The organism is Actinoplanes sp. NPDC048967, from assembly GCF_040649415.1.
GTDB lineage: Bacteria > Actinomycetota > Actinomycetes > Mycobacteriales > Micromonosporaceae > Actinoplanes.
In genome coordinates this window covers 714,621-737,694 of sequence record NZ_JBEZFL010000002.1, presented here as the reverse complement: position 1 = coordinate 737,694, position 23,074 = coordinate 714,621, and the positions used below count along the sequence as shown (strand labels likewise).

The 23,074-nt window shown below is 71.7% G+C and carries 19 protein-coding genes and 1 tRNA gene; 10 read left to right on the top strand and 10 right to left on the bottom strand.

Annotated elements, in window-relative coordinates; translation table 11 throughout:
• Window positions 1-22 precede the first annotated feature (22 nt).
• On the top strand, window positions 23-1,294 hold the full coding sequence (locus tag AB0C12_RS10160) for a PQQ-binding-like beta-propeller repeat protein (protein WP_360546187.1): 1,272 nt from the start codon (window positions 23-25) through the stop codon (window positions 1,292-1,294).
• On the opposite strand, the gene AB0C12_RS10155 is transcribed toward AB0C12_RS10160, so the two are convergent.
• Window positions 1,278-1,628: a DoxX family protein gene (locus AB0C12_RS10155; protein WP_360546185.1), complete on the bottom strand. Its 351-nt coding sequence runs from the start codon at window positions 1,626-1,628 to the stop codon at window positions 1,278-1,280. The two genes, AB0C12_RS10160 and AB0C12_RS10155, sit on opposite strands and share 17 nt — an antisense overlap.
• 133 nt (window positions 1,629-1,761) lie before the next feature.
• On the opposite strand from AB0C12_RS10155, the gene AB0C12_RS10150 reads away from it, so the two are divergent.
• Both AB0C12_RS10150 and AB0C12_RS10145 read left to right on the top strand, forming a co-directional pair.
• Window positions 1,762-3,321 (top strand): alpha/beta hydrolase, encoded by a 1,560-nt coding sequence (locus AB0C12_RS10150; protein ID WP_360546183.1) that lies wholly within the window; start codon window positions 1,762-1,764, stop codon window positions 3,319-3,321.
• A gap of 123 nt (window positions 3,322-3,444) precedes the next feature.
• Entirely contained in the window at window positions 3,445-3,735 is a 291-nt protein-coding gene (locus AB0C12_RS10145) for a hypothetical protein (RefSeq protein ID WP_360546181.1), read from the top strand.
• Window positions 3,736-3,875: 140 nt separating this feature from the next.
• On the opposite strand, the gene AB0C12_RS10140 is transcribed toward AB0C12_RS10145, so the two are convergent.
• A tRNA-Pro gene (locus AB0C12_RS10140) sits at window positions 3,876-3,952 on the bottom strand.
• 72 nt (window positions 3,953-4,024) lie between these two features.
• Window positions 4,025-4,918: a metallophosphoesterase gene (locus AB0C12_RS10135; protein WP_360546179.1), complete on the bottom strand. Its 894-nt coding sequence runs from the start codon at window positions 4,916-4,918 to the stop codon at window positions 4,025-4,027.
• 25 nt (window positions 4,919-4,943) lie between these two features.
• On the opposite strand from AB0C12_RS10135, the gene AB0C12_RS10130 reads away from it, so the two are divergent.
• Window positions 4,944-5,396: a GatB/YqeY domain-containing protein gene (locus AB0C12_RS10130; protein ID WP_360546177.1), complete on the top strand. Its 453-nt coding sequence runs from the start codon at window positions 4,944-4,946 to the stop codon at window positions 5,394-5,396.
• A 147-nt stretch (window positions 5,397-5,543) separates the two neighbouring features.
• Here AB0C12_RS10130 and AB0C12_RS10125 read toward each other — a convergent pair whose 3' ends face one another.
• Window positions 5,544-7,943: a transglycosylase domain-containing protein gene (locus tag AB0C12_RS10125; protein ID WP_360546175.1), complete on the bottom strand. Its 2,400-nt coding sequence runs from the start codon at window positions 7,941-7,943 to the stop codon at window positions 5,544-5,546.
• 313 nt (window positions 7,944-8,256) lie between these two features.
• Here AB0C12_RS10125 and AB0C12_RS10120 point away from each other — a divergent pair, with 313 nt between their 5' ends.
• Window positions 8,257-8,559, top strand: a complete 303-nt coding sequence (locus AB0C12_RS10120) for a WhiB family transcriptional regulator (RefSeq protein WP_041832981.1) — start codon at window positions 8,257-8,259, stop codon at window positions 8,557-8,559.
• A gap of 4 nt (window positions 8,560-8,563) precedes the next feature.
• On the opposite strand, the gene AB0C12_RS10115 is transcribed toward AB0C12_RS10120, so the two are convergent.
• From AB0C12_RS10115 to AB0C12_RS10105, 3 genes are all read right to left on the bottom strand, one after another.
• The gene (locus AB0C12_RS10115) at window positions 8,564-9,724 is read right to left on the bottom strand and encodes an ArsA family ATPase (protein WP_360546173.1); all 1,161 of its coding nucleotides are present in this window, start codon (window positions 9,722-9,724) and stop codon (window positions 8,564-8,566) included.
• Window positions 9,725-9,821: 97 nt separating this feature from the next.
• Entirely contained in the window at window positions 9,822-10,772 is a 951-nt protein-coding gene (locus AB0C12_RS10110) for an ArsA-related P-loop ATPase (RefSeq protein WP_360546171.1), read from the bottom strand.
• A gap of 22 nt (window positions 10,773-10,794) precedes the next feature.
• Window positions 10,795-11,706, bottom strand: coding sequence for a hypothetical protein (locus tag AB0C12_RS10105; protein ID WP_360546169.1), 912 nt, complete (start codon window positions 11,704-11,706; stop codon window positions 10,795-10,797).
• 162 nt (window positions 11,707-11,868) lie between these two features.
• Here AB0C12_RS10105 and AB0C12_RS10100 point away from each other — a divergent pair, with 162 nt between their 5' ends.
• The 5 genes from AB0C12_RS10100 to AB0C12_RS10080 all read left to right on the top strand — a co-directional run bounded on the left by AB0C12_RS10100 (window position 11,869) and on the right by AB0C12_RS10080 (window position 18,601).
• Window positions 11,869-12,024, top strand: coding sequence for a DUF4177 domain-containing protein (locus AB0C12_RS10100; RefSeq protein ID WP_212987823.1), 156 nt, complete (start codon window positions 11,869-11,871; stop codon window positions 12,022-12,024).
• On the top strand, window positions 12,021-12,506 hold the full coding sequence (locus AB0C12_RS10095; RefSeq protein ID WP_360546167.1) for a RidA family protein: 486 nt from the start codon (window positions 12,021-12,023) through the stop codon (window positions 12,504-12,506). Before AB0C12_RS10100 ends, AB0C12_RS10095 begins: the two co-directional genes overlap by 4 nt.
• Before the next feature lie 95 nt (window positions 12,507-12,601).
• Window positions 12,602-13,414, top strand: coding sequence for an MBL fold metallo-hydrolase (locus AB0C12_RS10090; protein ID WP_360546165.1), 813 nt, complete (start codon window positions 12,602-12,604; stop codon window positions 13,412-13,414).
• Window positions 13,411-17,055 carry an adenylate/guanylate cyclase domain-containing protein gene (locus AB0C12_RS10085; RefSeq protein ID WP_360546163.1) on the top strand — a complete coding sequence of 1,215 codons (3,645 nt, stop codon included), beginning with the start codon at window positions 13,411-13,413 and terminating at the stop codon, window positions 17,053-17,055. Before AB0C12_RS10090 ends, AB0C12_RS10085 begins: the two co-directional genes overlap by 4 nt.
• A 31-nt stretch (window positions 17,056-17,086) precedes the next feature.
• On the top strand, window positions 17,087-18,601 hold the full coding sequence (locus AB0C12_RS10080; protein WP_360546161.1) for a serine/threonine-protein kinase: 1,515 nt from the start codon (window positions 17,087-17,089) through the stop codon (window positions 18,599-18,601).
• 5 nt (window positions 18,602-18,606) lie between these two features.
• Here the strand turns inward: AB0C12_RS10080 and AB0C12_RS10075 are convergent, their stop codons facing one another.
• From AB0C12_RS10075 to AB0C12_RS10065, 3 genes are all read right to left on the bottom strand, one after another.
• A complete protein-coding gene (locus AB0C12_RS10075) occupies window positions 18,607-20,613 on the bottom strand; it encodes a biotin carboxylase N-terminal domain-containing protein (protein ID WP_360546159.1) in 2,007 nt (668 codons plus the stop codon).
• Between the two features lie 20 nt (window positions 20,614-20,633).
• On the bottom strand, window positions 20,634-22,085 hold the full coding sequence (locus AB0C12_RS10070; RefSeq protein ID WP_360546157.1) for a carboxyl transferase domain-containing protein: 1,452 nt from the start codon (window positions 22,083-22,085) through the stop codon (window positions 20,634-20,636).
• 224 nt (window positions 22,086-22,309) lie between these two features.
• On the bottom strand, window positions 22,310-22,987 hold the full coding sequence (locus AB0C12_RS10065) for a Crp/Fnr family transcriptional regulator (RefSeq protein WP_203768799.1): 678 nt from the start codon (window positions 22,985-22,987) through the stop codon (window positions 22,310-22,312).
• Window positions 22,988-23,074 lie beyond the last annotated feature (87 nt).

The window sequence follows — 23,074 nt, the reverse complement described above, 5'->3', positions numbered from 1 at the left end:
GCCGCGGTGCGATGCTCGACTGGTGGTGATCGATCTCGGCGACGCTTCCGCCGTACCGGAAACACCACCGTCTCCCGGCGCCACCCGCAGACGGCCGATGGCCCTGGGTCTGGTCCTGCTGGCCACGCTGGCGCTGGCGGGCGCCGGGCCGGCCGAGCCGCCGCGCGTGCGCCCGATCCTGGTCACCGACGACCTGGCCGGAGCCTTCACGCTCGCGCCGTCGGCCCTGTTCACGTCGAGCTTCGTCGGCCGGCAGGCCCTGGTACGCCGGTACTCGCTGGCCGACAGCTCGGTCCAGTGGACCACCGCCCTGCCGCAATCCGTGGGCGACCTCGAACTGGCCGGCGCCGACGTCCTGACAGTGACCTCACCGGAGAACGCCCAGACCTCGTTTCTGGACAGCGACACGGGCACCGTCCTGTGGCGCCGGACCGCGGGCGCCACCACGGTGCTCACCGCGACCGACGACAGCGTCCTGATGACCTCGGCCGGCGCCGCCATCGAGTACATCGTCCTGGAGCGGGCCGCCCTGCGGACCGGGAAGCCGCTGTGGTCCCGGCGCCTGGACGCCGCCGGTTACCTCGACGTCGGCGACGCCGGCCGGATCGTCACAGTGGACCGGCAGGGCCGCGCCGCCGTGCTCAGCCTGGCCGACGGCACGGTGCGCGCCACGGCAGACCTCGGTGTCGAGCTGAACCTGGGCCGGTTCGCCGGGGACGGCGACACCACGCGCTTCGTGACGTCCGGCGACCGCCTGTATCTGACCCGCCGGGAGGGCGGCGCCGGGTCGGTCACCGCGTACCGGCTCACCGACCTGCGGCAACTGTGGCGCAAGGCGATCCCGTTCGGCTGGCCGACGGGTTGTGGTGCGTACCTGTGTGTGTCGACGGCCGCCGGCATGACGGTGCTGGACGCCGGGACCGGCGACGCCCGCTGGTCCAGCACGGACTGGCGGCTGGGCGCGGACTCCGCGGCACTACGGATACCGGGCCCGGCGCGGCTGATGGTCACCGACGCCCGGCACACCGCACGCCGGGCTCTGCTCGATCCGGCGACCGGACGGATGCGGTCGATGCTGGGCCACAGCGAGCAGGTGGGTGCCCTGCTGCTGCGCGTGGACATGGCGGAGCCCGGGCGCACCTGGATCCAGCAGCTCGGCCCCGGCGACGAGGTACGCACGATCGGGCGCCTCGACGGCATGTCCCTGGAACGGTGTCTCGCCGTCGCCGCCTATCTGGCCTGCGCGAACCGCAACGGGCGGGCGAACGTCTGGCAGCTCATGAGTGATAGCTGAGGTTCAGCACGAAGGCGGCCACCGAGGTGGTGAGGAAGACAGCCGGGCCCACGAGCCGGCGGGAGCCGACCCGCAGATGCGCGACGAACGCGCCGACGAAATAGAGGATGAGACCGGCGGCGGCGAGGGCGCCGAGCAACGGTACGGCGAACCCGGCGAGCAGCCCCAGCGAACCGGCGGCCAGGCAGAAGCCCAGCCAGGGCAGCCAAGAGCGCGGCACCCGCTTCATGTCGGCCTGAGCTTTAGGGAAGTCGTGGCCGATCAGATAGAAGACGGCGGCGGTGCCGGCGAAGACCGCGCCGATGACGGTGACCGTGACGTAAGCAGCGAACATGAACGTCCCTCCTGGGCCTGTAAGGGAAGGGACGAACCGGCCCGGCGAAACGTGACACCTTCCAGCTGGCTGTACCTACGGCGGGCAGCCAGATGGATCGATGCCCGTACCCGTCTTTCCTAGGGTTTCGGACATGAGTTCACACACCCCGTCCCTCCGCCGCCTGGCGCTGGCCGCCGCCGCGGCCGCAGTCGCGGTCACCTCGTTCGCACCGGCCGGGGCAGCCGCGCCCACCGCCCGCCCGGCCGGATCCGAGGTCAAGTGGGGCTCCTGCCCGACCGGCGCGCCGGCTCCCCAGCAGTGCGCGACGCTGCAGGTGCCGCTCGACTACCGCCACCCGCACGGCCGCACCATCGCGATCGAGATCTCCCGGATCCCGGCGGCCGACCCGGCGAAACGCAAGGGCGTCCTGATGACCAACGGCGGCGGCCCCAGCGCCAGCCTCGACGTGCCCACGGCGCTGGGCGGGCTGCTGCCGGCCGAGGTCCGCGCCAGCCACGACCTCGTGGCCTTCGACCCACGAGGCATCGGCTACAGCACCCCGATCAGCTGCGGCCGCGGCGCCGACGAACTGGTCCGCGACCTGCAGTACGGCATCCTGTCGTTCCCGTCCGCCGACGGCTCGATCGGCGCGAACGTGGCCTACGCCAAGCGCATGGCCGAGCAGTGCGCCGCCCACTCCGGCCCGATGCTGCCCCACCTGACCACGGCGAACGTCGCCCGTGACATGGACCAGATCCGCCGGGCCCTCGGCGAGCGCACGGTCTCCTACTACGGCATCTCCTGGGGCACGTACGTCGGCTCGACCTACCGGGCGCTGTTCCCGCAGACGATCGACCGGATGGTCATCGACAGCTCGGTGGACCCGAACGAGCGTGGTTACGCCGACTTCCAGGCCTTCAGCGGGGCGATGGAGGACCGATGGCCGGATCTGGCCGCCTTCGGTGTCGCCAACGCTGAGACCGTGCGGCTGGGCAGCACCGCGCGGGCGGTCCGGAAGAACTACCTGGCGTTGACGGCCGCGCTCGATCGCAAGCCGGTCAAGCTGGCGGAGACGAAGGCGCCGATCAACGGCAACTTCGTCCGGATGTTCACGTGGCAACTGTCGTACAGCGACGCGAGCCTGATGGGTGCGTCGGCGCCGATGGCACAGCTGTGGCGGGCCGCTGGGAATGTGGCGGCGGGGCGGGCCACTGACGGCGATCGTGCGTTCCTGGCCGGGCTGGCCAACGGGCTGGTCGCGCACGGGACGCTGGCCGATGTGCCGCAGGACAATCTGTTCTCGGCCGGGTGGGCCTACAGCTGCGGGGACAAGGCCTGGCCGCGGGATGTCCGGAGGTACGCGCGGAATGTGGCGGCTGACCGGGCGGCGAATCCGTTGATGGGTGGGGCTCCGGCGAACGTGGCGCCTTGCTCGGCCTGGGCGGTGCGGCCGGCTGGGCCGGAGCCGGTGGTGAAGGAGACAGGGAAGCGGAACGTGCTGATCCTGCAGAACGAGCGGGATCCGTCGACGCCGCTGCGGACGGCGCAGGGGATGCGGCGGGCGATGGGATCGGACGCGGTGCTGGTGACGGTGGATGCGGGTGGGCACGGTGTGCTGGTCCACCCGAAGCCGAATGGTTGTGCGATCGGGGCGCTCGAGGCGTACCTGACGATGGGCGAGCTTCCGGCTGAGGATCTCGCGTGTAGGTGACCTCTACGGTCAGGGCCGGCTTCCTTCGAGGGACCGGCCCTGACTTTCGTGGTGAGTTGCCTCGGCGGGACCGCAGACCCGCTGAAGCCAGGAGCCGATATCCGCGCCGTCTACGATCTTCAGATGAGCAGAATGTTCACCGATGACCAGGACACCATCCACATCTTCGGAACGCTCTCGGCCGAAGACATGCGCCGGCTGCTCCCGCTGGTGAGCGGCGCGTTCCAGCTGCGTGACAAACCGCTCACCACCCTGACCCTGGCGTTCAACGAGGCCGCGACCATCGCCGACGACGAGGCGGTCGTGGCCACCCGGGAAGCGCTGGGGGACGCGCTCGCCGTGTGTGCCGAGCAGAACGCGACCCTGCGAATCGTCGCCCCGGCGGCGCTGCGCCGCCTCTCCACCATGGGATAGCCCCGCCGATGTGGCAAACGAGGCCGCGCTACGCACCGGCTGCCGGAGCGGGGCCGCTGCTCGGAGCTACCGAAATGCCGCTGGAAAGGCAGCAGGCCCGTTCACCGTTTCCGGTGACCGGGCCTGACCTGCACTAACTCTGGTCGGGGTGGCCGGATTTGAACCGACGGCCTCTTCGTCCCGAACGAAGCGCGCTACCAAGCTGCGCCACACCCCGAGCGTGCTCAGCAATACTAGCCGACGCTTCGGCCGTCGCGAAATCGGTATCCCTGGTCCGTGAAACCGCAGGTCAGCGCGGGATCAGGGTCAGGATTGTGGCTTCCGGGCGGCAGGCGAAGCGGATCGGTGCCGTCGGGTGGGTGCCCAGGCCCGCCGATACGTGCAGCCAGGCGTCTGAGCCCGGCCAGCGGTGCAGGCCCTTGGCCATCGCGGTCGGGAGGTCGCAGTTCGTGGTCAGCGCTCCGTAGCCGGGGACGCAGACCTGGCCGCCGTGGGTGTGGCCGGCCAGCAGCAGGTTGAAGCCGTCTGCGGCCATCGGGTCCAGGACGCGGGAGGCCGGGGTGTGGGTCACGCCGATGTGCAGGTCCGCTCCTGCTGAGGCCGGGCCGGACACGGACGGGTAGTCGTCGCGGTCCACGTGGGGGTCGTCGACGCCGGCCAGTTCCACTGAGCGGCCGCCGGCTTTGATCACGGTTCGGGCGTTGTTCAGGTCGGTCCAGCCTGCGTCGGTGAAGGCCGCTCGCAGGTCTTCCGCCGGCAGTTCCACGCCCTGCACGTACTCGCGGTCCGGCAGCAGGTACTGCAGCGGGTTTTTCCACAGCGGGCCGCGGTAGTCGTTCGAGCCGAAGACGAAGGCGCCGGGCAGGTGCAGCAGCGGGTCCAGGGCGCGCAGGACGCCGGGGATCGCCTCCGGGGAGGCCATGTTGTCCCCGGTGACCACCACCAGGTCCGGGTCCGTGCCGATCAGCGCGGCCACCCAGGCCTGCTTGCGGCGCTGGTCCGGCATCATGTGCAGGTCGGAGATGTGCAGGATGCGCATCGGCTCGGCGTCCGGTTCCAGCGCCGGGACGTCGATGCGGCGCAGGGTGAACAGGTTGCGTTCGATCAGCGAGGCGTAGGCGAGGGCGGCACCACCGGCGGCGGTCACACCGGCGGCCAGGGAGATAAAGGGACGCTTGCGCATGGAGGCCAGAGTAGTTTGGGCGTCCATGGGAACGTTGAAAGACCGCCTGAACGATGACCTGCACTCCGCCATGAAGAGCCGGGACGAGCTGACGACCTCGACGCTGCGGATGGCGTTGACCGCTGTGCGCAACGCCGAGACGGCCGGGGACGCCGCCAAGGTGCTCAGTGACGACGAGGTGCTCGCCGTGCTGACCAAGGAGGCGAAGAAGCGCCGGGAGGCGGCGACCGCCTTCGCCGGGGCCGGCCGCACCGATCAGGCCGCGAAGGAGAACGCCGAGGGTGAGATCCTGGACCGCTACCTGCCGGCGCAGCTCACCGACGACGAGATCGCCGAGCTGGTCGCGGGGGCGCTGCAGGCCGGCGGTTTCACCGGCAAGGCCCAGATGGGCCCGGCCATGAAGGCGGCCCAGGCGGCGGTGGCCGGCCGGGCCGAGGGCGGCCGGGTGGCAGCAGCGGTACGCAAGCAGCTCGGCTGACGAAGCACACCGCCAGCGCAGCGAACAGGCCGGCCGAAGGCTGGCGAAGGCACCGCGGGCACGCAGCGAACAGGCCGGCCGAAGGCTGCGAAGCACCGCCGGAAACGAAGCGGGCGGGCCACCCGAAGGTGGCCCGCCCGTCGTCGCTCAGCGCCGTCGTCCTGGTGGTTTCGGTTTGTCCGGAGCCTCCGGCTTGTCGTCGCCGCCCTTGCCCTTGCTGATCTCGATGCTGACGTAGCCGTTCTTGATCGTCCGGTTGGGCGGGTTGGTGCCCGCCGCCGTGCCCTTCGGGCAGTCCGACTCGACCTCCTGGCCCACCGAGGCCGTGAAGCCCGCGCTCTCCACCCGGGCTATCGCGCCGGCGATCGTTGCGCATTCCACGCCTGGGATCGAGCGCTGCTCGCCGATCGAGATCTTCGAGCTGCCCGGCTTCTTGAACTGGACCCTGGGTTTGCCCCGCATGTAGTCGGCCATCGTGTTCCAGACCGCGGGGTTCACGATGCCGTGCGACATCCGGTCCTTGTGGTTCTGGTAGTCGGGGTTGACCAGGTAGCCGGCCACCGTCAGCGAGGTGCTCCCGATGATCAGCGCGGCGGTCTTGTCGTTGTCGGTGGTGCCGGACTTGCCGAAGATCGGGTGCCCGATGATGCCGCGGGCCGCGCCGGCCGTGCGGCTGCCGCCGCAGCTGCCGAGCTGGGCGTTGTCACCCACCGGGCAGCGGGCCGCGTCCAGCGCCGCGCGAGCGACGTCAGGGGACGTGGCCCGGGTGCAGTGCGGCTTGCCGATGTCGATCTTCTCGTTGGTCCGCGAGATGATCTGCTGCACCGGAGTCGGGTCGCAGTACATGCCGTCGCCGGCGAGCGTCGCGTACGCGTTGGCCATCTCCAGCGGGGTCGAGGACGAGACGCCGAGGGTGAAGGCACCCCACTGGTGGGCGGCTTCGCGGCTCGACGCGAGGTCGATGTCGGTCTTGGTGCGGAACTTCACGCCGAAGCGCTGGGCCACGTCGACCACCTTCTCCGCGCCGACCCGTTCCTGCAGCGGCACGAAGAACGTGTTGATGGAGCGGCTGAAGCCCGTCCACATGTTCGTGATGCCGCCGGCCTTGCCGCCCGAGTTGCTCGGGCAGTAGTAGATGCCGTTGCAGGTCGACCGGCCCGGGGCGATCCGGTACTTGGTGACGGCCTTGGCCGGGGCGTTGATCGAGTAGGCCAGCGGGTAGCCGTTCTCCAGCGCGGCCACCATGGTGAACATCTTGAACACCGAGCCGGCCTGGTAACCGGTGATGTCGCCGCCGCCGGTGAGCAGCGGGTTGGTGGTGTTCGGGTACGTGCCGCGGATCTTCTTGCGGGCCTTGGCCGGGTCCGAGGAGATCTTGTTCTTCGGATCGGCGGGGTCGTCCAGCTTGAACTTGCGGTTGGCCGCCAGCGCCCGGACCTTGCCGGTGCCGGGCTGGATGGCCGCCAGCAGCAGCGCGTTCTGGTTGTTCTGCGAGATGTGCTCGCCGATGTTGTCCCGGGCGGCCTGCTGCGCCTTGATGTCCATCGACGTCTGGATGCGGTAGCCGCCGCTCTTCAGGCGCCGCTCCCGGTCGTACGTGGTCGCGCCGAAGGCGTCCTGGCTCAGCCACCAGCGGTAGAAGTAGTCGCAGAAGAAGCCCCAGTGGTTCTTGGCCACCGAGACGCAGCCGTTGCCGGGGCGCTTCACCGTACGGCTGATCTTGGTGTCCGTGGCCTTCTTGGCGTCCGCCGGCGTCACGAAGCCGAGATCCTGCATCTGCTTGATGACGTAGTTGCGGCGGTCCAGCGCCTGCGGGTAGCCGCTGGCGGTGGTCGGGTTGAACGCGGTCGGGGCCTTCACCATGCTGGCCAGCAGGGCGGACTCGGCGACCGTGAGGTCCTTGGGCTTCTTGCTGAAGTAGACCTGGCTGGCGGCGAAGATGCCGTACGAGCCGTTGCCGAAGGGCGCCTTGTTCAGGTAGCCCTCGAGGATCTTCTGCTTGGTGAGATCCTTCTCGATCTGCAGCGCGTACTTCATTTCGTTGATCTTGCGCTTGGGGGTGTCCTTGGTCGCGTCGACGACCTCTTGCGGGCTGGTCGCCGAGTAGGCCAGCGACATCCGGACGAACTGCATCGTCAGCGTCGAGGCGCCCTGCTGGGACTTGCCGCTCTTGTTGTTGACGAACGCCCGGGCGACACCCTTGATGTCGACGCCGTTGTGCTTGTAGAACTCGTGGTCCTCGGCGGCGATGATCGCGTTCTGCATGTTGATCGAGATGTCGGCCAGCCGGACCTCGCTGCGGAACTCGTCGTAGAACGCCGAGATCAGCGTCTTGTTGTCCGATGCGAAGACCCGGCTGATCTGCGGGGCACTCGCCTGCTTGAGCTCGCTCGGCAGGCTGGCGAACGTCTCTCCGCCGGCCTTGGCCGCGAGGCCGGACATGGCCACGGCGGGGAACGCCGCGGCGGCCACCACCACGCCCGCGAGCAGGCCGCAGATCAGCAGCGAGGTCGCGTTGGCGAAGATGTTGTGATCGCGTCTGCGCATCCAGGAGGTCACCTGAGCAGGGTACGCGAAAGATATCCGTGACTGCGTGTCGAGAAGGTCACGGTTCGCCCAGAATGATTCTGCCTGTTCCGCCGGCAGCGCGTGGCGTCTTCCCGGAATTTTTGTGAACTTCCCGCCGTCCGGTCAGCCCGGGATGCCCGGAACTACCGAGGTATACGTTTTTGAGGGACAACGTTGCGTAATCGCCCGACTACAGAGCATGATGATCCGGCGAGCTATCGCACGACGCCTGTGTGACTTGAGGGGACATGAGTCCGCCGGCGTCAGGGGAAGCAAGGGGGGACGTGAACAGATGGGGATGATCAGCGACTGGCCCAGTATGGCGGCATGTCAGAGTGGCGACCCTGACGCGCTGTTCGTGCAGGGCGCCGAGCAGAACGTGGCGAAGAGGATCTGCCGCAGCTGCCCGGTCCGCTACGAATGCCTGGCCGACGCTCTGGACAACCGGATCGAGTTCGGCGTCTGGGGAGGCATGACCGAGCGGGAGCGGCGCGCACTGCTGCGCCGGCACCCGCACGTGGCGAGCTGGCGGAAGATGTTCGAAGCCGCGCTGCGGGAGAAGGGCGCCGACAAGGTGCTCGTCTCCACCCGCTGATCCTTCAGGGTCGGGACACCTGGTCCCGGGACAGGGCAGCACCGATTGTCCGGAGCCCGTCGACGTCGTGCACGTCGGCGGGCTGCGCTGTCACTGCGACGGCCGGGACGTCCGGGAAGGCCTCGGTGAACGTGGCCGCCACCCGTACCTCCCGGTCGATCTGCCGCAGCAGGGCCGCGTGGATGCGCAGCGCGTCCGCGGTCGCCTGCTGATCACCCGCCGCGTCGAGCTCGGCGGCCGCCGCCTCGGCCGCGGCCGGGGTCACGGTCGGCAAGGCGGTCTCGTGGGTGCGGTTGAGCACCAGGCCGGCGAGCGGCATCCGCTCCGCGACCAGCCGCTCCGCGAAATACGCGGCCTCCCGGACGGCGTCCCGCTCCGGGGCCGCGACCAGCAGGAACGCGGTCTGCGGGTCCTGCAGGATCCGGTACGTCTCGTCGGCGCGCTGCCGGAAGCCACCGAACATCGAGTCCAGCGCGGCCACGAAGCCCGACAGATCGGTCAGCAGCTGCGCGCCGAGAATCTTCTGCACCGCCCGCGAGAAGATCCCGAACGAGGCGGTGACCAGGCTGAACATGCTCCGGCCGCCGCGCGCCGGGGCCATCAGCAGGCGCAGCATCCGCCCGTCCAGGAAGCGGGACAGCCGGGCCGGGGCGTCCAGGAAGTCCAGGGCCGAGCGGGACGGCGGAGTGTCGACCACGATCAGGTCCCACTCGTCGCCCGCGCGGAGCTGGCCCAGCTTCTCCATCGCCATGTACTCCTGGGTGCCGGAGAAGGTCGAGCTCATGGCCTGGTAGAACGGGTTGGCGAAGATCTCGGCGGCCCGCTGCGGCGAGGTGTGCGCCTGCACGACCTCGTCGAACGTGCGCTTCATGTCGAGCATCATGGCGTGCAGCTCGCCGCCGGTGGCCTCGGTGTCGATGCCCTTGACCTGCCGGGGGGTGTTGTCCAGCTCGGTCAGGCCCATGGACTGGGCGAGCCGGCGGGCCGGGTCGATGGTGAGCACCACCGTGCGCCGGCCGTGCTGCTCCGCCGCGCGGAGGCCGAGCGCCGCCGCCGTGGTGGTCTTGCCCACGCCACCGGCGCCGCAGCAGACCACGATTCTGGTGGCCGGATCGGCCAGCAGAGCGTCGACGTCCAGGCGAGGGGCGGTCTGATCAGCGGCCACGTTCCGAGCGTACTGACTCGTAGCCCCCCGCGCGGCGTGCAGCACTGCGGTGTGTGGCGGGTCAGACACTCCGGCCGCACCCCGGGAAGCGGCCGGGTCAGGCGTTGAGCAGCAGGTCGGCCAGCTCGTGCAGCCCGTCGCGGTCCACCCCGCCGGCCAGCAGCGGCAGCTCCAGCATCGGGCGGCCCAGCTCGGCCAGCTCCGAGCGCAGCGACTCCTCCAGCTCCCGGCGGGTCAGGTGGGCCCGGGCCTCGGCGTGCAGACCGTTGACGGTCGCGGCGTCGGTGGGCAGGCCGGCAGCGGCCAGCCCGCGCTTGAGCTCGGTCTTGGTGATCTTTCCGGTGGCCAGCAGCGGCGGCCGGCCGCCGTTGACGATGATCCGGCCGACCGGGATGCCCAGCGCCGACAGCTCGCCGATCGCGTCCAGGCTCTCCTGGACCGGCATCTCCTCCAGCAGCGTGACCACGTGCACGGCGGTCATCGGGGAGCGCAGCAGCGAGGCGACCCCGTCGCTCTGGGTCTTGATCGGACCCATCTTGGCCAGCTTGGCGGTCTCCGCCGTGACGTTCAGGAACCGTCCGATCCGGCCGGTCGGCGGCGCGTCCAGCACGACCGCGTCGTACACCCGGCGGCCGTCCGACGAGCGGGTCGTGGCCTCTTTGACCTTGCCGGTGAGCAGGACGTCGCGCAGGCCGGGGGCGATGGTGGTGGCGAAGTCGATCGCACCGATCTTGCGCAGCGCGCGGCCGGCCGCGCCGAGCCGGTAGAACATCTCGAGGTACTCCAGCAGAGCCTCCTCGGGGTCCACCGCCAGCGCCCGGACCTCGCCGTCGCCGCGGGCCGGGGTCGCGATCCGGCGTTCCGCGTACGGCAGCGGATCGGTGCCGAACAGCTGGGCGATGCCCTGCCGGCCCTCGACCTCGACGAGCAGCGTGCGGTGACCGCCCGCGGCCAGCCCGAGGGCGAGCGCCGCCGCCACGGTCGTCTTGCCGGTGCCACCCTTGCCGGTCACGACGTGCAGGCGCGCCGGCCACTCATTGCTTGCCACAGATCGAGCGTACGGCCTGAACTCAGCCGCTCACGTCGCACACGAGCCAGCTGGTCTTGCGGACCACGGTGAAGGTCAGCTGCTGCTGGGCCGTCTTCTCGTCGTCGGTGGTCATCGTGAGCTGCACGCCGACCGTGGCCTTCTCGTCGGTCTGCCCCGAGACGGCCGGGTCGTTCCAGCGGAAGGAAGGGGCGTCGTACTCGTTCGCGTACCCCTTGATCTGGTCGACCCGGGCCTTGAGCTTCTCCTCGTCGCGCGCCTCGCGGCAGACGACGTCCCCCGCGGTCTTCGGGTCCTGCTGGGTGTAGATCGCCGTCATGAACCTGTTGACCGCGGTGGCCGGGTCGGGTGCGCCCTTGCCGCTCTCGGCGTCGCGCAGCAGCAGATAGGCCGAGACCGTGCCGCCGCCGAAGATCAGCAGGGTGAGGACCAGGGCCACCGCCACCCAGAACGGGCGCTTGTGCTTGCGTGGCGCGTCGAGCAGCACGGTCTCGGTGGCGTGCGGGTCGAACGGCACCTCCCACGGGTGCGGCAGCATGCTCAGCGGGATGGCCTCGGTGGGCTGGTCGTGCTGCACGCCGGGCTGCACCTCGGCCGGCGGCGAGTGCTCCAGGGCCAGGTGGGGCGGCGGCTCGGTGCGCCACTCGCCGGGCTTCTCGTGACGGGCGTGGAACGGTTCGGTCGGCGGCGGCTGATGCCACACCGGCTCACCGATCAGCACCTCGGTCTCGGCGGGCTGCGCCGAGAGGACCTGCGTGTCAGCAGAACCGATGGCTAGCTCGGCCGGGTGGCCGGGCTCGCCGGGATAGGCGCCGACCGGCGGCCATTCGGGCAGCTCGGCCGGGGGCGGAGCGTCGATGAAGTCGGACGCGGGCGCCTCCGCGGCGGCGATCGACGAGGGCCGCGCCGTCTCGCCCTGCTGCGGTTGCGTCATCGTGCCCCCTCGGCCGGCGGAGTCGGGGCCGCGACGCCCCGGTGCTCAGCGTAACGAAATCCGGACAGCCGCGAGGCAGCTCCGGCCGCCTGGCTAGGCTGTCGCCGTCGCCGGGCAGCCGCCCGGAGCAGCCCGTACGAGTGACAGGGAGCTGGACGAGCAATGCAGAAGTGGGAGTACGTGACCGTGCCGCTGCTGGTCCACGCGACCAAGCAGATCCTCGACAACTGGGGTGACGACGGCTGGGAGCTGGTGCAGGTCGTTCCCGGGCCCAACTCCGAGCAGCTCATCGCGTACATGAAGCGGGCCAAGTCGTGACCACGCCGGTGACGGGTGAGGGCGGCGCCGACGCGTACGCCCGCCTCGCGGAGCTGGGGCTGACACTGCCGTCGGTGGTGCCGCCGCTCGCGTCGTACGTGCCGGCCGTGCAGTCCGGCAACTATGTCTACGTCTCCGGCCAGCTGCCGATGGTGGACGGCAAGCTGCCGTACGTCGGCAAGGTCGGCGCCGACGTGACCGTCGAGCAGGGCACCGAGCTGGCCCGCTACTGCGCGCTGAACGCCCTCGCGGCGATCGACGCGCTGGTCGGGCTGGGCCGGCTCGTGAAGATCGTCAAGCTGACCGGCTTCGTGGCGTCGGCCGAGGGCTTCACCGGCCAGCCCGCCGTGGTCAACGGCGCCTCGAACCTCTTCGGGGACGTGCTGGGTGAGATCGGCCGGCACGCCCGCAGCGCCGTCGGCGTCGCCGAGCTGCCGCTGGGCGCGCCGGTCGAGGTCGAGGTCATCGCCGAGATCGCCTGAATCCCTCACCGCGTGTGGTTTTGCCGTCGCGTCGTGACCGCCGGTGACCGGATCGCACATCCGGTCCCCGGACGGTCAGCGCGGCGCGACGTACGATGCGGTGCATGGGGGCCGCCGAGGTCGTGGAGTTACCGGCATGGGTGACGCTGCTGCGTGCCCCCAACGCCGGGCCGATGACGCTGGACGGCACCAACACGTGGGTGCTGCGCGCCCCGGGGGCCGAGCACGGGATCGTCATCGATCCCGGCCCGCTCGACGAGGGGCATCTCGCCCGGATCGCCGGACACGGACCGTTCCTGTTCATCCTCGTCACTCACGGTCATCACGACCACGTGGAGGGTGCTGCGCGCCTGTCCGAGCTCCTCGGTGGCACCCACGTCCTGGCGGCCGATCCGAAGCACGGGGTGCTCGCCGGGCCGCTGGGCCGCGATGAGCAGCTCGGCGCCGACGGCCTGGAGATCCAGGTCCTGGACACGCCGGGGCACACCCGCGACTCGGTCAGCTTCCTGGTCGAGTGCGGCGACGAGCGCGCCGTCTTCACCGGCGACACCATCCTGGGGCGGGGCACGACCGTGGTGGCGTGGCCGGACGGCGACCTGGGGGCGTACCTGACGAGCCTGGAGCGGCTGGCGGCGTACGAGGGTGTGCTCATGCTGCCCGGGCACGGGCCGGCGCTCCCCGACTGCGCCGCGGTGGCCCGGGCCTATCTGGCCCACCGGCAGGAGCGGCTCGGCCAGGTCCGGGCCGCGATCACGGCCGGGGCGGACTCGGCCGAGGCGATCGTCGACGTCGTCTACCCGGACATCGCACCAAGAGTCCGTTTCGCAGCGGTTTGGTCGGCGCGCGCGCAACTCGCTTACCTGAGGCGGGAATCACAGCCCACCCCGGAACAGTTGGACCCGCTGTGACCTGTCCTGTGTGTGGAACCGTCGCCGTTCCCGGTGCCCGTTTCTGCCACAACTGCGGTGCCGCCCTGCCCGCCGCGGCCACGCTGCCTGCGGCGGAGCGGCGGATCGTCACCGTGCTCTTCGGTGACCTCTCCGACTTCACGTCCTGGTCCGAGGACCTGGATCCCGAGCGTGTGGGCGCCGTGACCGACCGTGTGCTGGCCGCGCTGGCCGGTGCCGTCAAGACCTTCGGCGGGCACGTCGACAAGCTCACCGGCGACGGGATCATGGCCGTCTTCGGCGCGCCGGTCGCGCACGAGGACGACGCCGAACGCGCCGTCCGGGCCGCCCTGAGCATGCAGCGCGCGGTCCGTCGCGTGCTGGACGACGAGCGCGGCGGCGGCGCACCCCTGGGCCTGCGCGTCGGGCTCAACACCGGCGAGGTGGTCGCCGGCATCCAGGCCTCGATCGAATACACGGTCATCGGCGACACGGTCAACACGGCAGCCCGGCTCGCCGACGCTGCGGCGGTCGGCGCCGTCTACGCGGGTTCGCGCACCTCGGCCGGCACCCGGCACGTCGCCTCCTGGCGGCAGCTGCGGGCGCTGCGGCTGAAGGGCAAACGCGAGCCGGTGCCCGCGTACGAGCTGCTCGGTCTGCACGACGCACCCGGCACCCGGTCCGGTCTGGGCGACGAGGCCCCGTTCGTGGGCCGCGAGACCGAACTGGGCCGGGTGTCCGGCCGGCTCGCCGAGGTGATCGACTCGGGCACACCCCGGGTGATGGTCATGACGGCCGAGGCCGGCATCGGCAAGACCCGGTTCGCGGGCGAGGTCAAGCGGCTGGCGGCCGGCTATGACGTCGGCGCGGGCCGCTTCGCCACCCACACCGGGGCCCGGGTGCTGCGGGCGCGCTGCCGGGCGTTCGGTGAGCGCCGCCGCTTCGCGCCGCTGGCCGACCTCGTGCGCAAGTCCGTCGGCCTGCCCAAGGACGTGGCCGCGACTATGAACCGCACGGTGGTCGAGGAGCGGCTGCGCAAGCTCGTGGCCCGGCTCAGCCGCGACGGCGAGCCACCCGAGCTCGACATCGACCGCCTGCTGGCCCTGCTCGGCTACGGCGAGGCCCCGGCCAACCCGGTCGGCCCGGCCGCCGTCGCGGAATATCAGCCCACCGGCGGCGCCCGCCCGGAGACCGAGACCATCCCGATCGCGGTCGCCGGCCTGCTCAGCGCCCTGGCCCGGGAGACGCCGCTGGTCGTCATCGTCGATGACCTGCACGACGCGACCGCCGAGACGATCGACGCGCTCGGCGCGGTGCTGTCGCGCCTCGAAGGCCCGGTCGTGCTGCTGCTGCTCGGCCGCCCGGAGCTGGTCCGGACCGCCGGCGCGCTGACCCGGCTGGCCGACGCCGAGATCCACACCCTGCCGCCGCTGCGCGGTGCGGACGCGTCCCGGCTGCTCACCTCCTACCTGAACGGCGGCAAGCTGGCCCAGTCCGACGCCGACCGGCTGCTCGCCACCGCCCAGGGCAACCCGTTCTATCTGGCCGAGCTGGTCACGCTGCTGATGGAACGCGGCGCGCTGATGCCGGCCGTGGGCGCCAACGCCGCCGGCAAGTGGCAGCTCGCCGACGGTTCGATGGGCAGCCAGCTGCTCTCCCGCGACCTCGCGGCAGTCCTGGCCGCCCGCATCGACGCGCTGCCGACCGAGCCGCGTTCGGTCCTGCGCGACGCCGCCGTCGTCGGTGACACGGTGCCCACCGGCGTCATCGAGGCCCTGCGTGAGCGGCGGGCGCCCGCTGACGCCCGGCCCGGTGCGGTGGCGGCCGTCGAGCTCGAACGGGCCATCGACGAGCTGCTGCAACGTCGCATGCTGCACCGGGTCCGCGGCGGATACGCGTTCAGCACCCCGCTGATGCGCGAGGCCGCGTACGCCGGGCTGGGCAAGGCCGACCTGGCCGACCGGCATGCGTACCTGGCCCGGTGGGCCGCGCCGGAAACCGTGACAGCGCTGGGCTACGACGGGGCCAGCCGGCTCAGCCTCGGCGAGAACGAGCGGGATGCCTTCGTGGCGACCCACGCCGAGTGTGCGGTCGAGCTGGCCGACGCGGTCCGGCTGCGCCCCGACGCGACCGCCCGCGACGTGGCCCCGCTGGGGGTGGCCGCCCTCGGCCGGTTGGCCCGCCGCGCCCTGGCCAACATCGAACCGGCCGCGTCGATCGCGTACGCGGAACGGGCCGCCGCCATCGCCAAGGACGGCCTGCCGCTCTCCGACCAGCTGGTCCACGCCCGCGCCCTGCTGCGCCTGGGCCGGGCCAACGAGGCCCTGACCTACGGCGAGAAGATCGCCGGCAGCGCCGACGAGGAGCCGGTGTGCCGGGCCGAGGCGTTGCTGGTCGTCGGCCGCGCGCAGGAGGCGCTGGGCGACACGTCCCGGGCCGTCGCGGCCTGGCAGCAGGCGCTGGACGTGGCGACCGAGGCTGAGCTGGCCCCGGAACGCGCCAACGCGATGCGCCGGCTGGGCATGGCCGACTTCCTGGCCGGCAAGCTGAGCCAGGCGAGCAGCCGGTTCGCGGCCGCGTACCAGGTCACCCTCACCGCGGGGGACCGGCACGGGCAGGCCTGGGCGCTGCAGAACCTGGCCTGGGTGACCACCACCCGGGGTGACTTCGCGGGTACGGACGCCGTGCTCGGCCGGGCCGCCCGCCTCTTCGCCGAGCTGGGTGACCCGGTGGGCCGGTCCTGGCTGCGCGGTACCACGGCGTTCGCCCGGTTGCTGGCCGGACGCCTGCACGAGTCGCGCCGGCTGGCCCGGATCTTCCTGCCGTTCGGGGACCGGGTCGGTGAGGGCTGGGCGGTGGGCACGCTGCGGGCGGTCGAGGCGTACGCGGCAGCCGAGCTCGGTGACCTGGCCGAGGCGGACGGCGAGGCGCGCCGGGCGTACCGGGACTTCGCCGCGGTCTCCGACGACTGGGGACGCGGGCTGGCCCTGGTCGTCCGCGGCGCCATCGCGCGTGGCCTCAACGAGCCCGAGCACGCCGAGGACCTGCTCACCGACGCGCTGGAGTACGCCGACCGGACCGGTCACCCGTTGCTGCTCGGCATGGCCGGCACCCTGCGCGGCTTCGTGGCGCTGCAACGCGGTGACGTGGAGGCGGCCGAGGCGGACGCGCGCCGGGTGATGACCGCGGTCGAGCCGCACAACCCCCTGGCGCCGGCGCAGGTCGGGCCGCGGGTGCTGCTCGCCGAGGCGCGGCTGCGGGCCGGTGACGCGGCCACCGCGGTCGGGCTGCTCGCCCCGATCGCCAGCGACACCGGCGGCTCGCTGCTCTTCTCCCGCCGGCACGCGCTGGCGTCGTACGCGTCCGCCCTGCTCGCCGACGGTCACGTCGAGGCGGCGGCGACCTGGATCCGGCGTGCCCGCGAGGTGCCGGCCGAGGACGTCCGCAGCGGAGTGGTCGCCGCCATGGTGCTCGCCCGGGTGCACGCGGCGGCCGGATCGCTGGACCTCGCGCGGGGTGCGGCCGAGGAGGCTGTGCTGCTCGCGTACTCCTCGGAACAGGTCAGTGAAAGGGTCGCGGCGGAGGAATTGAGGGATGCTCTGGCCCATTCCATCGTGGAACCGCCGGAATCTGTCGCGTACGCGTCTGACGTGCCGGGATGAAGCTGACTCCCGGTCGCGTATTTTCTAACCCGTGACCGACACCCCGCCTGGCCGTCTCCCCGCGCCGTACGTGCCTGGCATGTCCGGCTTGACGGTTATGGCACGAGGTGGGTACGCCACTGTCTACCGTGCGACGCAGGATTCCGTCGGTCGTGACGTCGCCATCAAGGTCGAGAACAGGACCCTGGACAACGCCCGGGACCAGGCCCGTTTCCTGCGCGAGGCCAAAGCGGCCGGGCGGATGTCGTCGCACCCGCACGTGGTGGACCTCTTCGACGTCGGGGTGACGGTCGACCAGCACCCGTACCTGATCATGGAACTTTGTGACGGGTCGTACCTGGACCGGATGCGGGTCTCCCCGCTGACCGCCGCCGAGACCCGCGACCTGGGCGTGAAGATCGCCGACGCGCTGGTGCATTCGCACGCCAACGGGGTGCTGCACCGCGACGTCAAGCCCGCGAACATCCTGTACTCGCATTTCAACCCGGCCGTGCTCGCCGACTTCGGGCTGGCCGTGCTCGGGGAGATGCGCGATTCGTCGGTCACCCTCGAGGTGCTCACTCCGGCGTACGCCCCGCCCGAGATGTTCTCGCACGCCGAGCCGTCCGGCGCGGTCGACGTGTACGCCCTCTGCGCCACCCTCTACGCCGTGATGCGCGGCCGCCCGCCGCGCTGGGAGTCCGACCGCAGCCCCAGCCTGATCACGCTGATGGACCTGTTCAACCAGCCCATCCCGGAGCTGCCGGGCGTGCCGCGCGCGCTCACCGAGATCCTGCGGTACGGCATGGCGAACGACCCCCGGGCCCGCCCCACCGCGGAGCAGCTGCGCGAGATGCTCGGCGGCGTGCACCTCGGTCAGACCGGCCACCAGGTCCCGCCGACGGTCTACCGCGCGTCGACGTTCCAGCCGCCCGAACCGCAGCCGATGCCCCGCAACCCGCGGCCGGTGCCGCCGGTGTCACCCACCCGCGAGGTGCACGGCGCCGACGAGACGCCGACCGTGCACACCGAGGGCCGCAAGCGCGCCAAGCGCAAGTGGCTCTTCGGCGGCTTCGGGGTCTTCCTGCTGGTCGCGACCTCGCTGGGCGGCGCCTGGCTGGCGTCCGCGCACGGCCCCAAGGTGCGGTCGTTCGCCACCCGGCTGGCCGCGCCGGCGACCTCCACCGTGCCCGTGGCGCTGTCCCGGCTCCCCGGCTGCGCCGCTGCCCACGCGCACTGCCCCGAACAGGTGGAGTGCTACACGCGGCGGGCCGACGACGGCCGGACCGCCCGCAAGATCTCGTGCACCCGGCCGCACAGCTGGGAGGTCTTCGCGATCGGCCGGCTGCCGTCCGGAGTGGAACCCCACGACCGGGACGCGGTCACCACCGACCCGATCGTGCGCAAGGTGTGCAGCACGGCCACCTTCCGGCGCACGACGACCCGTACCGACAGCACCGAGTGGGCGTTGTCGGTGCTGCCGCCGACCAGCGCCGACCGTACTTTCCGCTGCCTGGCCGGTCAGGGCCGGGACCAGCTCCGCGGTCCGGTGCTGGCCCGCGGCTGAGCCCGTCACTCCGGGTCGAGCACCGCCAGCAGCTCGCCGGTGTCGACCTCGGCGCCCGGCTGCACCGGCAGTGAGGCGACCACCCCGGCCGAGGGCGCGTGCACCGGGTGCTCCAGCTTCATCGCCTCCAGCGTCAGCAGCAGCTCACCGGCGCGTACCCGCTGACCCGGCACCACCAGGACCCGGCGGACCGCACCGGGCAGCGGGGCGATCAGTGAGCCCTCGGTGGTCTCCGGGGCCGGCAGCGGGAAACGGGACAGCTCACGCAGCGTGACCGAGCCTTCGGGGCTGTCCACGTAGGAGATGTCGCCGACCCGGTGCACCTTGAGGCTGAGCCGGATGCCGTTGACGTCCAGGTCCACCCGGCCGCCGTCGGCGTGCACCACGACCGTGGGCGGATGGTCGTCGAGCGTCGGGGCCTGACCCAGCCCGGCCAGGTCCAGCTCCTCCGGGTCGACCGCGCGGACCCACCAGCCGGCCAGCTCGCCGTGCCGGTTCATCCGGTAGCCGACCTCCACCGGGCCGGCCGGGCCGTCGTACACGGCGGTCTGCGAGCCGGACGGGACGTTGCGCCAGCCCGACGGCAGCGACTGCAGCACCGGGGCGGTCGCCCGCCGGGCCGCGGCCCCGGCCAGGGCGGCGGCCAGGCAGGAGATGCGGACGGCGTCCACCGAGGACAGCAGCGGGGCGAAGACCTCCGGATGCCGGTCCAGGAAGCCGGTGTCCACGTCACCGACCCGGAACGCCTGGTGACGCAGGACGCGGACCAGCAGGTCCCGGTTGGCGACCACGCCGTGCAACTGGGTCCGGGTCAGCGCCGACGCGAGCATCCGCGCCGCCTCCTGCCGGGTCGGGGCCCAGGCGACGAGCTTGGCCAGCGTCGAGTCGTGATGCACGCCGACCACGGTGCCGTCCATCACGCCGGCGTCCAGGCGCAGGCCGGGCTGGGGCAGCGGGCGGAACGAACCGGCCACATCCGGTACGGCGAAACGGTGCAGTGTGCCCGAGGCGGGCAGCCACGCGTACGCGGGGTCCTCGGCGCAGATGCGTACCTCGATGGCGTGCCCGCGGATCGGCGGCGGACCGGGCATCGGCAGGCTGCCTCCCTCGGCCACCAGCAGTTGCAGGCGGACCAGGTCGTACCCGGACACACACTCGGTGACGGCGTGCTCGACCTGCAGGGTGGGGGTCAGCTCCAGGAACCAGAAGTCGCCGTGCTCGTCCAGCAGGAACTCCACGGCGCCGGCGCCCACGAAGCCGATGGCCCGTACCGCGATGATCGCGGCCCGGCACAGCTCCTCACGCAGCGCCGGATCGACCGCTGGGGACGGGGTCTCCTCGATGATCTTTTGATAGCGCCGCTGGACCGAGCACTCGCGCTCACCGAACGGCACCACGGCCCCGTGCGCGTCCGCGATGATCGGCACCTCGATGTGCCGCACGTTCTCCACGTACGGCTCGCAGAAGACCGTGTCACCGGTCTCCTGACGGGTCGAGGAGATCGCCTCGGCCAGCGTCACCGGGTCCCGGACCACCCGCATGCCCTGCCCGCCGTGTCCGGTCGCCGGCTTGATCAGCACCGGGAAGTCGGTGATCTCGGCCGGGTCGGTCAGCGTCGGCAGTACCGGCACCCCGGCCTCGGCGACCATGGCCTTCGTCTCGATCTTGTGCTGCACCGTGCCCAGCGTCTTGGCCGGCGGGCCGACCCAGATCATCCCGGCGTCGGCGACCTCGGCGGCGAACCCGGGGTCCTCGGCCAGCCGGCCGTCACCCGGATGGATGGCGTTGACCCCGGCCCGCTTGGCCGCGGCGATGATCAGATCACCCCGCAGGTACGTCGATTCCGCGGTGTTGCCGGACAGGTGGACGGCGTAGTCGGCCTCGGTGACGTGCGGCGCGTCGGCGTCGGCATCGGAGTAGACGGCGACCGTCTCGATGCCGACCAGGCGGCAGGTGGCGAATACCCGGCGGGCGATCTCGCCGCGGTTGGCCACCAGAAGACGTCGGATCACTGGTCTACCTTTCAGGGACTTCAGGGTCGGAAGACGCCGACGTGCTCGGCGCCCTCGACAGCCGCGCTGTGCACGGCGGACAGGCAGAGGCCGAGCACCGTACGGGTGTCGCGCGGATCGATGACGCCGTCGTCGGGCAGCTTCCCGAGCGGGGGTGAACCCTCCGCGGGCCGTTCCACCGGCCAGCTGAACAGGAACCGGGGCTCGTAGGCCCGGCCGTAGATGCCGCCGGCCTCCTCGGCGGGCCGGGCGCCGATCATCAGGGTCAGGTGCGGCACGGTCGACTTGGCCACGGCGTGCACCAGCGGGGCGCCGTGCCGCACGTCCGCGGCCTCGTGGGCCTCGGCGGCCGGCGCGCCGGTGTACTGCACGAACAGCAGAGACGTGGCCGTCGCGTTGGCGAGCTGGATGAAGTGCACGGCCTTCTGCGTCTCGGCCGGCGAGAACGCCCCGCCCAGGTTGGCCAGCACACCGATCGGGTAGCCGTGCAGCTCGCCCCAGCCGGTCACCAGCGCGGTGCCCTGGGTCGGCTTGAACTCGTCGAAGTCGCTGCCGTCGAGGATCCGGGCCAGCACCTCGCGCGGCTCGAACACCGTCGCCGGGTCGGCGCCGGCCATGCTCAGCAGGTCCTCGGCGTCGTACTTGGGCGGGTTCGGCGGGAAGCAGCGCGGCGCCGGGCCGCGCTTGCGCCAGTTGAAGCGCCGGACGCACTGACGGGCCAGCCGCAGCCCGTCGCGCTCGTCCTCGGCCAGCTGGTCCGCCGGGCCGGTCACCCCGGCGGGCACCGTGGGCGCGCTGCGGACCTCGGGCGCGGGCCGGCCGTTGGCGCCGGCCGCGCGGACCGGCTGCGGGTGGATGGTGAGCATCTTGGCGTGCCCGCGCACCATGATCGTGTAGTCGGAAAGGGCCGGCAGGTAGGCGGCGTCGCCGGTCGTCGCGCCGAAGACCACGCAGACCGTCGGGACCCGGTCGGCGGTGAGCTGGCTCAGGTCGCGGGCGATCGCCCCGCCCGGCGGCGGGCCGGCCGGGGCCGCCGCGCCCGTGGACTCCACGAGATTGACCAGCGGCAGGCGGTTGACCGAGGCGATCCGGGCGGCCCGCCGGATCTTCTCCACCGTGTACGGGTTGACGGCACCCCCGTCCACCGTCGGGTCGTTGGCGATGACCACGCACTCGACGCCCTCGACCACGCCGATGCCGGTCACCACGCTGGCCCCGATCGGGAACTCCGAACCCCAGGCCGCCACCGGGGACAGCTCCAGGAACGGGCTGTCCTGGTCGAGCAGCATCTCGACCCGTTCGCGGGGCAGCAGCTTGCCGCGCGCGTGGTGCCGGGTCACCCACTTCTCGCCGCCGCCCGCGCGGGCCGCCTCCAGCGCCGCCTCGAGCTCCGCCAGCCGCTCCAGCATCGCGCTACGGCTCTGCAGGTAGGCCGGGTTGCGCGGGTCGATCGCGGTCTCGAGCACGGTCACGGGATCACCTCTGCCCTGCCCTGCGCTGCACGCCCGCCACCATCTTCAAAACCCCGCGCCTCTCACCCGTGTAGTGCCTCTCGACCACCTCCGTAACGAGCGGCCGACCGGGTGCGACACGGATCATGAGAGGGCGGCTTTGTCCCCTGATCAGGTGGGTGGACACGCCGTCGAGGGGCCGCCCATCAGGACGGCCCCTCGTCGTGCTCGTGGTGCTCTGCCGGTCAGACCCGCGCGCGGCGGGCGAGCCTTTCCGGATCCAGGATGATGACGCTCTTGCCGTCGAGCCGCAGCCAGGCGCGGGAGGCGAAATCCGCCAGCGCCTTGTTGACCGTCTCCCGGGAGGCGCCGACGAGCTGCGCCAGCTCCTCCTGGGTGAGGTCGTGCGTCACGCGCAGCACGCCACCGTCGCGGGTGCCGAAGCGGCCCGCCATCTGCAGCAGGTTCTTCGCCACCCGGCCGGGCACGTCGGTGAAGATCAGGTCGGCCAGTGCGTCGTTCGTCCGGCGCAGCCTGCGGGCGAGCACCCGCAGCAGCTGCTCGGCGATCTCCGGCCGGTTGTTCAACCACGGGCGCAGCGACGACTTCTTGAGCCGGGCCAGGCGCGTGTCGGTCACCGCGGTGGCCGTGGCCGTCCGCGGACCGGGGTCGAACAGCGACAGCTCACCGAGCATGTCCGACGGACCCATGATCGAGACGAGGTTCTGCCGGCCGTCCGCGGCCCGGCGACCAAGCTTGATCTTGCCGGAGAGAACGATGTAAAGGCTGTCACCCGCCTCGCCCTCATTGAAGACGATGTCGCCCTTGCGGACCTCGATCGTCTCCATCTCCTTGGCGAGTGCCTCGGCAGCCTCCGGGTCAACGCCCTGGAAGATCCCGCTGCGAGCCAGTACCTCATCCATCGCTGTACCTCCGAATACGCGCTTCGCCGCGCTCGATCAGTCTAGGCGCACGCGGGCCGTAAACGGGCGGGCACCCCTCGATCCAGA

Excerpts from the sequence above, each read along its gene's own strand:
- AB0C12_RS10155 (WP_360546185.1), bottom strand. The coding sequence starts at position 1,628 with ATGTTCGCTGCTTACGTCACGGTCACCGTCATCGGCGCGGTCTTCGCC.
- AB0C12_RS10150 (WP_360546183.1), top strand. The coding sequence starts at position 1,762 with ATGAGTTCACACACCCCGTCCCTCCGCCGCCTGGCGCTGGCCGCCGCC.
- AB0C12_RS10145 (WP_360546181.1), top strand. The coding sequence starts at position 3,445 with ATGAGCAGAATGTTCACCGATGACCAGGACACCATCCACATCTTCGGA.
- AB0C12_RS10135 (WP_360546179.1), bottom strand. The coding sequence starts at position 4,918 with ATGCGCAAGCGTCCCTTTATCTCCCTGGCCGCCGGTGTGACCGCCGCC.
- AB0C12_RS10130 (WP_360546177.1), top strand. The coding sequence starts at position 4,944 with ATGGGAACGTTGAAAGACCGCCTGAACGATGACCTGCACTCCGCCATG.
- AB0C12_RS10125 (WP_360546175.1), bottom strand. The coding sequence starts at position 7,943 with ATGCGCAGACGCGATCACAACATCTTCGCCAACGCGACCTCGCTGCTG.
- AB0C12_RS10120 (WP_041832981.1), top strand. The coding sequence starts at position 8,257 with ATGGGGATGATCAGCGACTGGCCCAGTATGGCGGCATGTCAGAGTGGC.
- AB0C12_RS10105 (WP_360546169.1), bottom strand. The coding sequence starts at position 11,706 with ATGACGCAACCGCAGCAGGGCGAGACGGCGCGGCCCTCGTCGATCGCC.
- AB0C12_RS10100 (WP_212987823.1), top strand. The coding sequence starts at position 11,869 with ATGCAGAAGTGGGAGTACGTGACCGTGCCGCTGCTGGTCCACGCGACC.
- AB0C12_RS10090 (WP_360546165.1), top strand. The coding sequence starts at position 12,602 with ATGCGGTGCATGGGGGCCGCCGAGGTCGTGGAGTTACCGGCATGGGTG.
- AB0C12_RS10065 (WP_203768799.1), bottom strand. The coding sequence starts at position 22,987 with ATGGATGAGGTACTGGCTCGCAGCGGGATCTTCCAGGGCGTTGACCCG.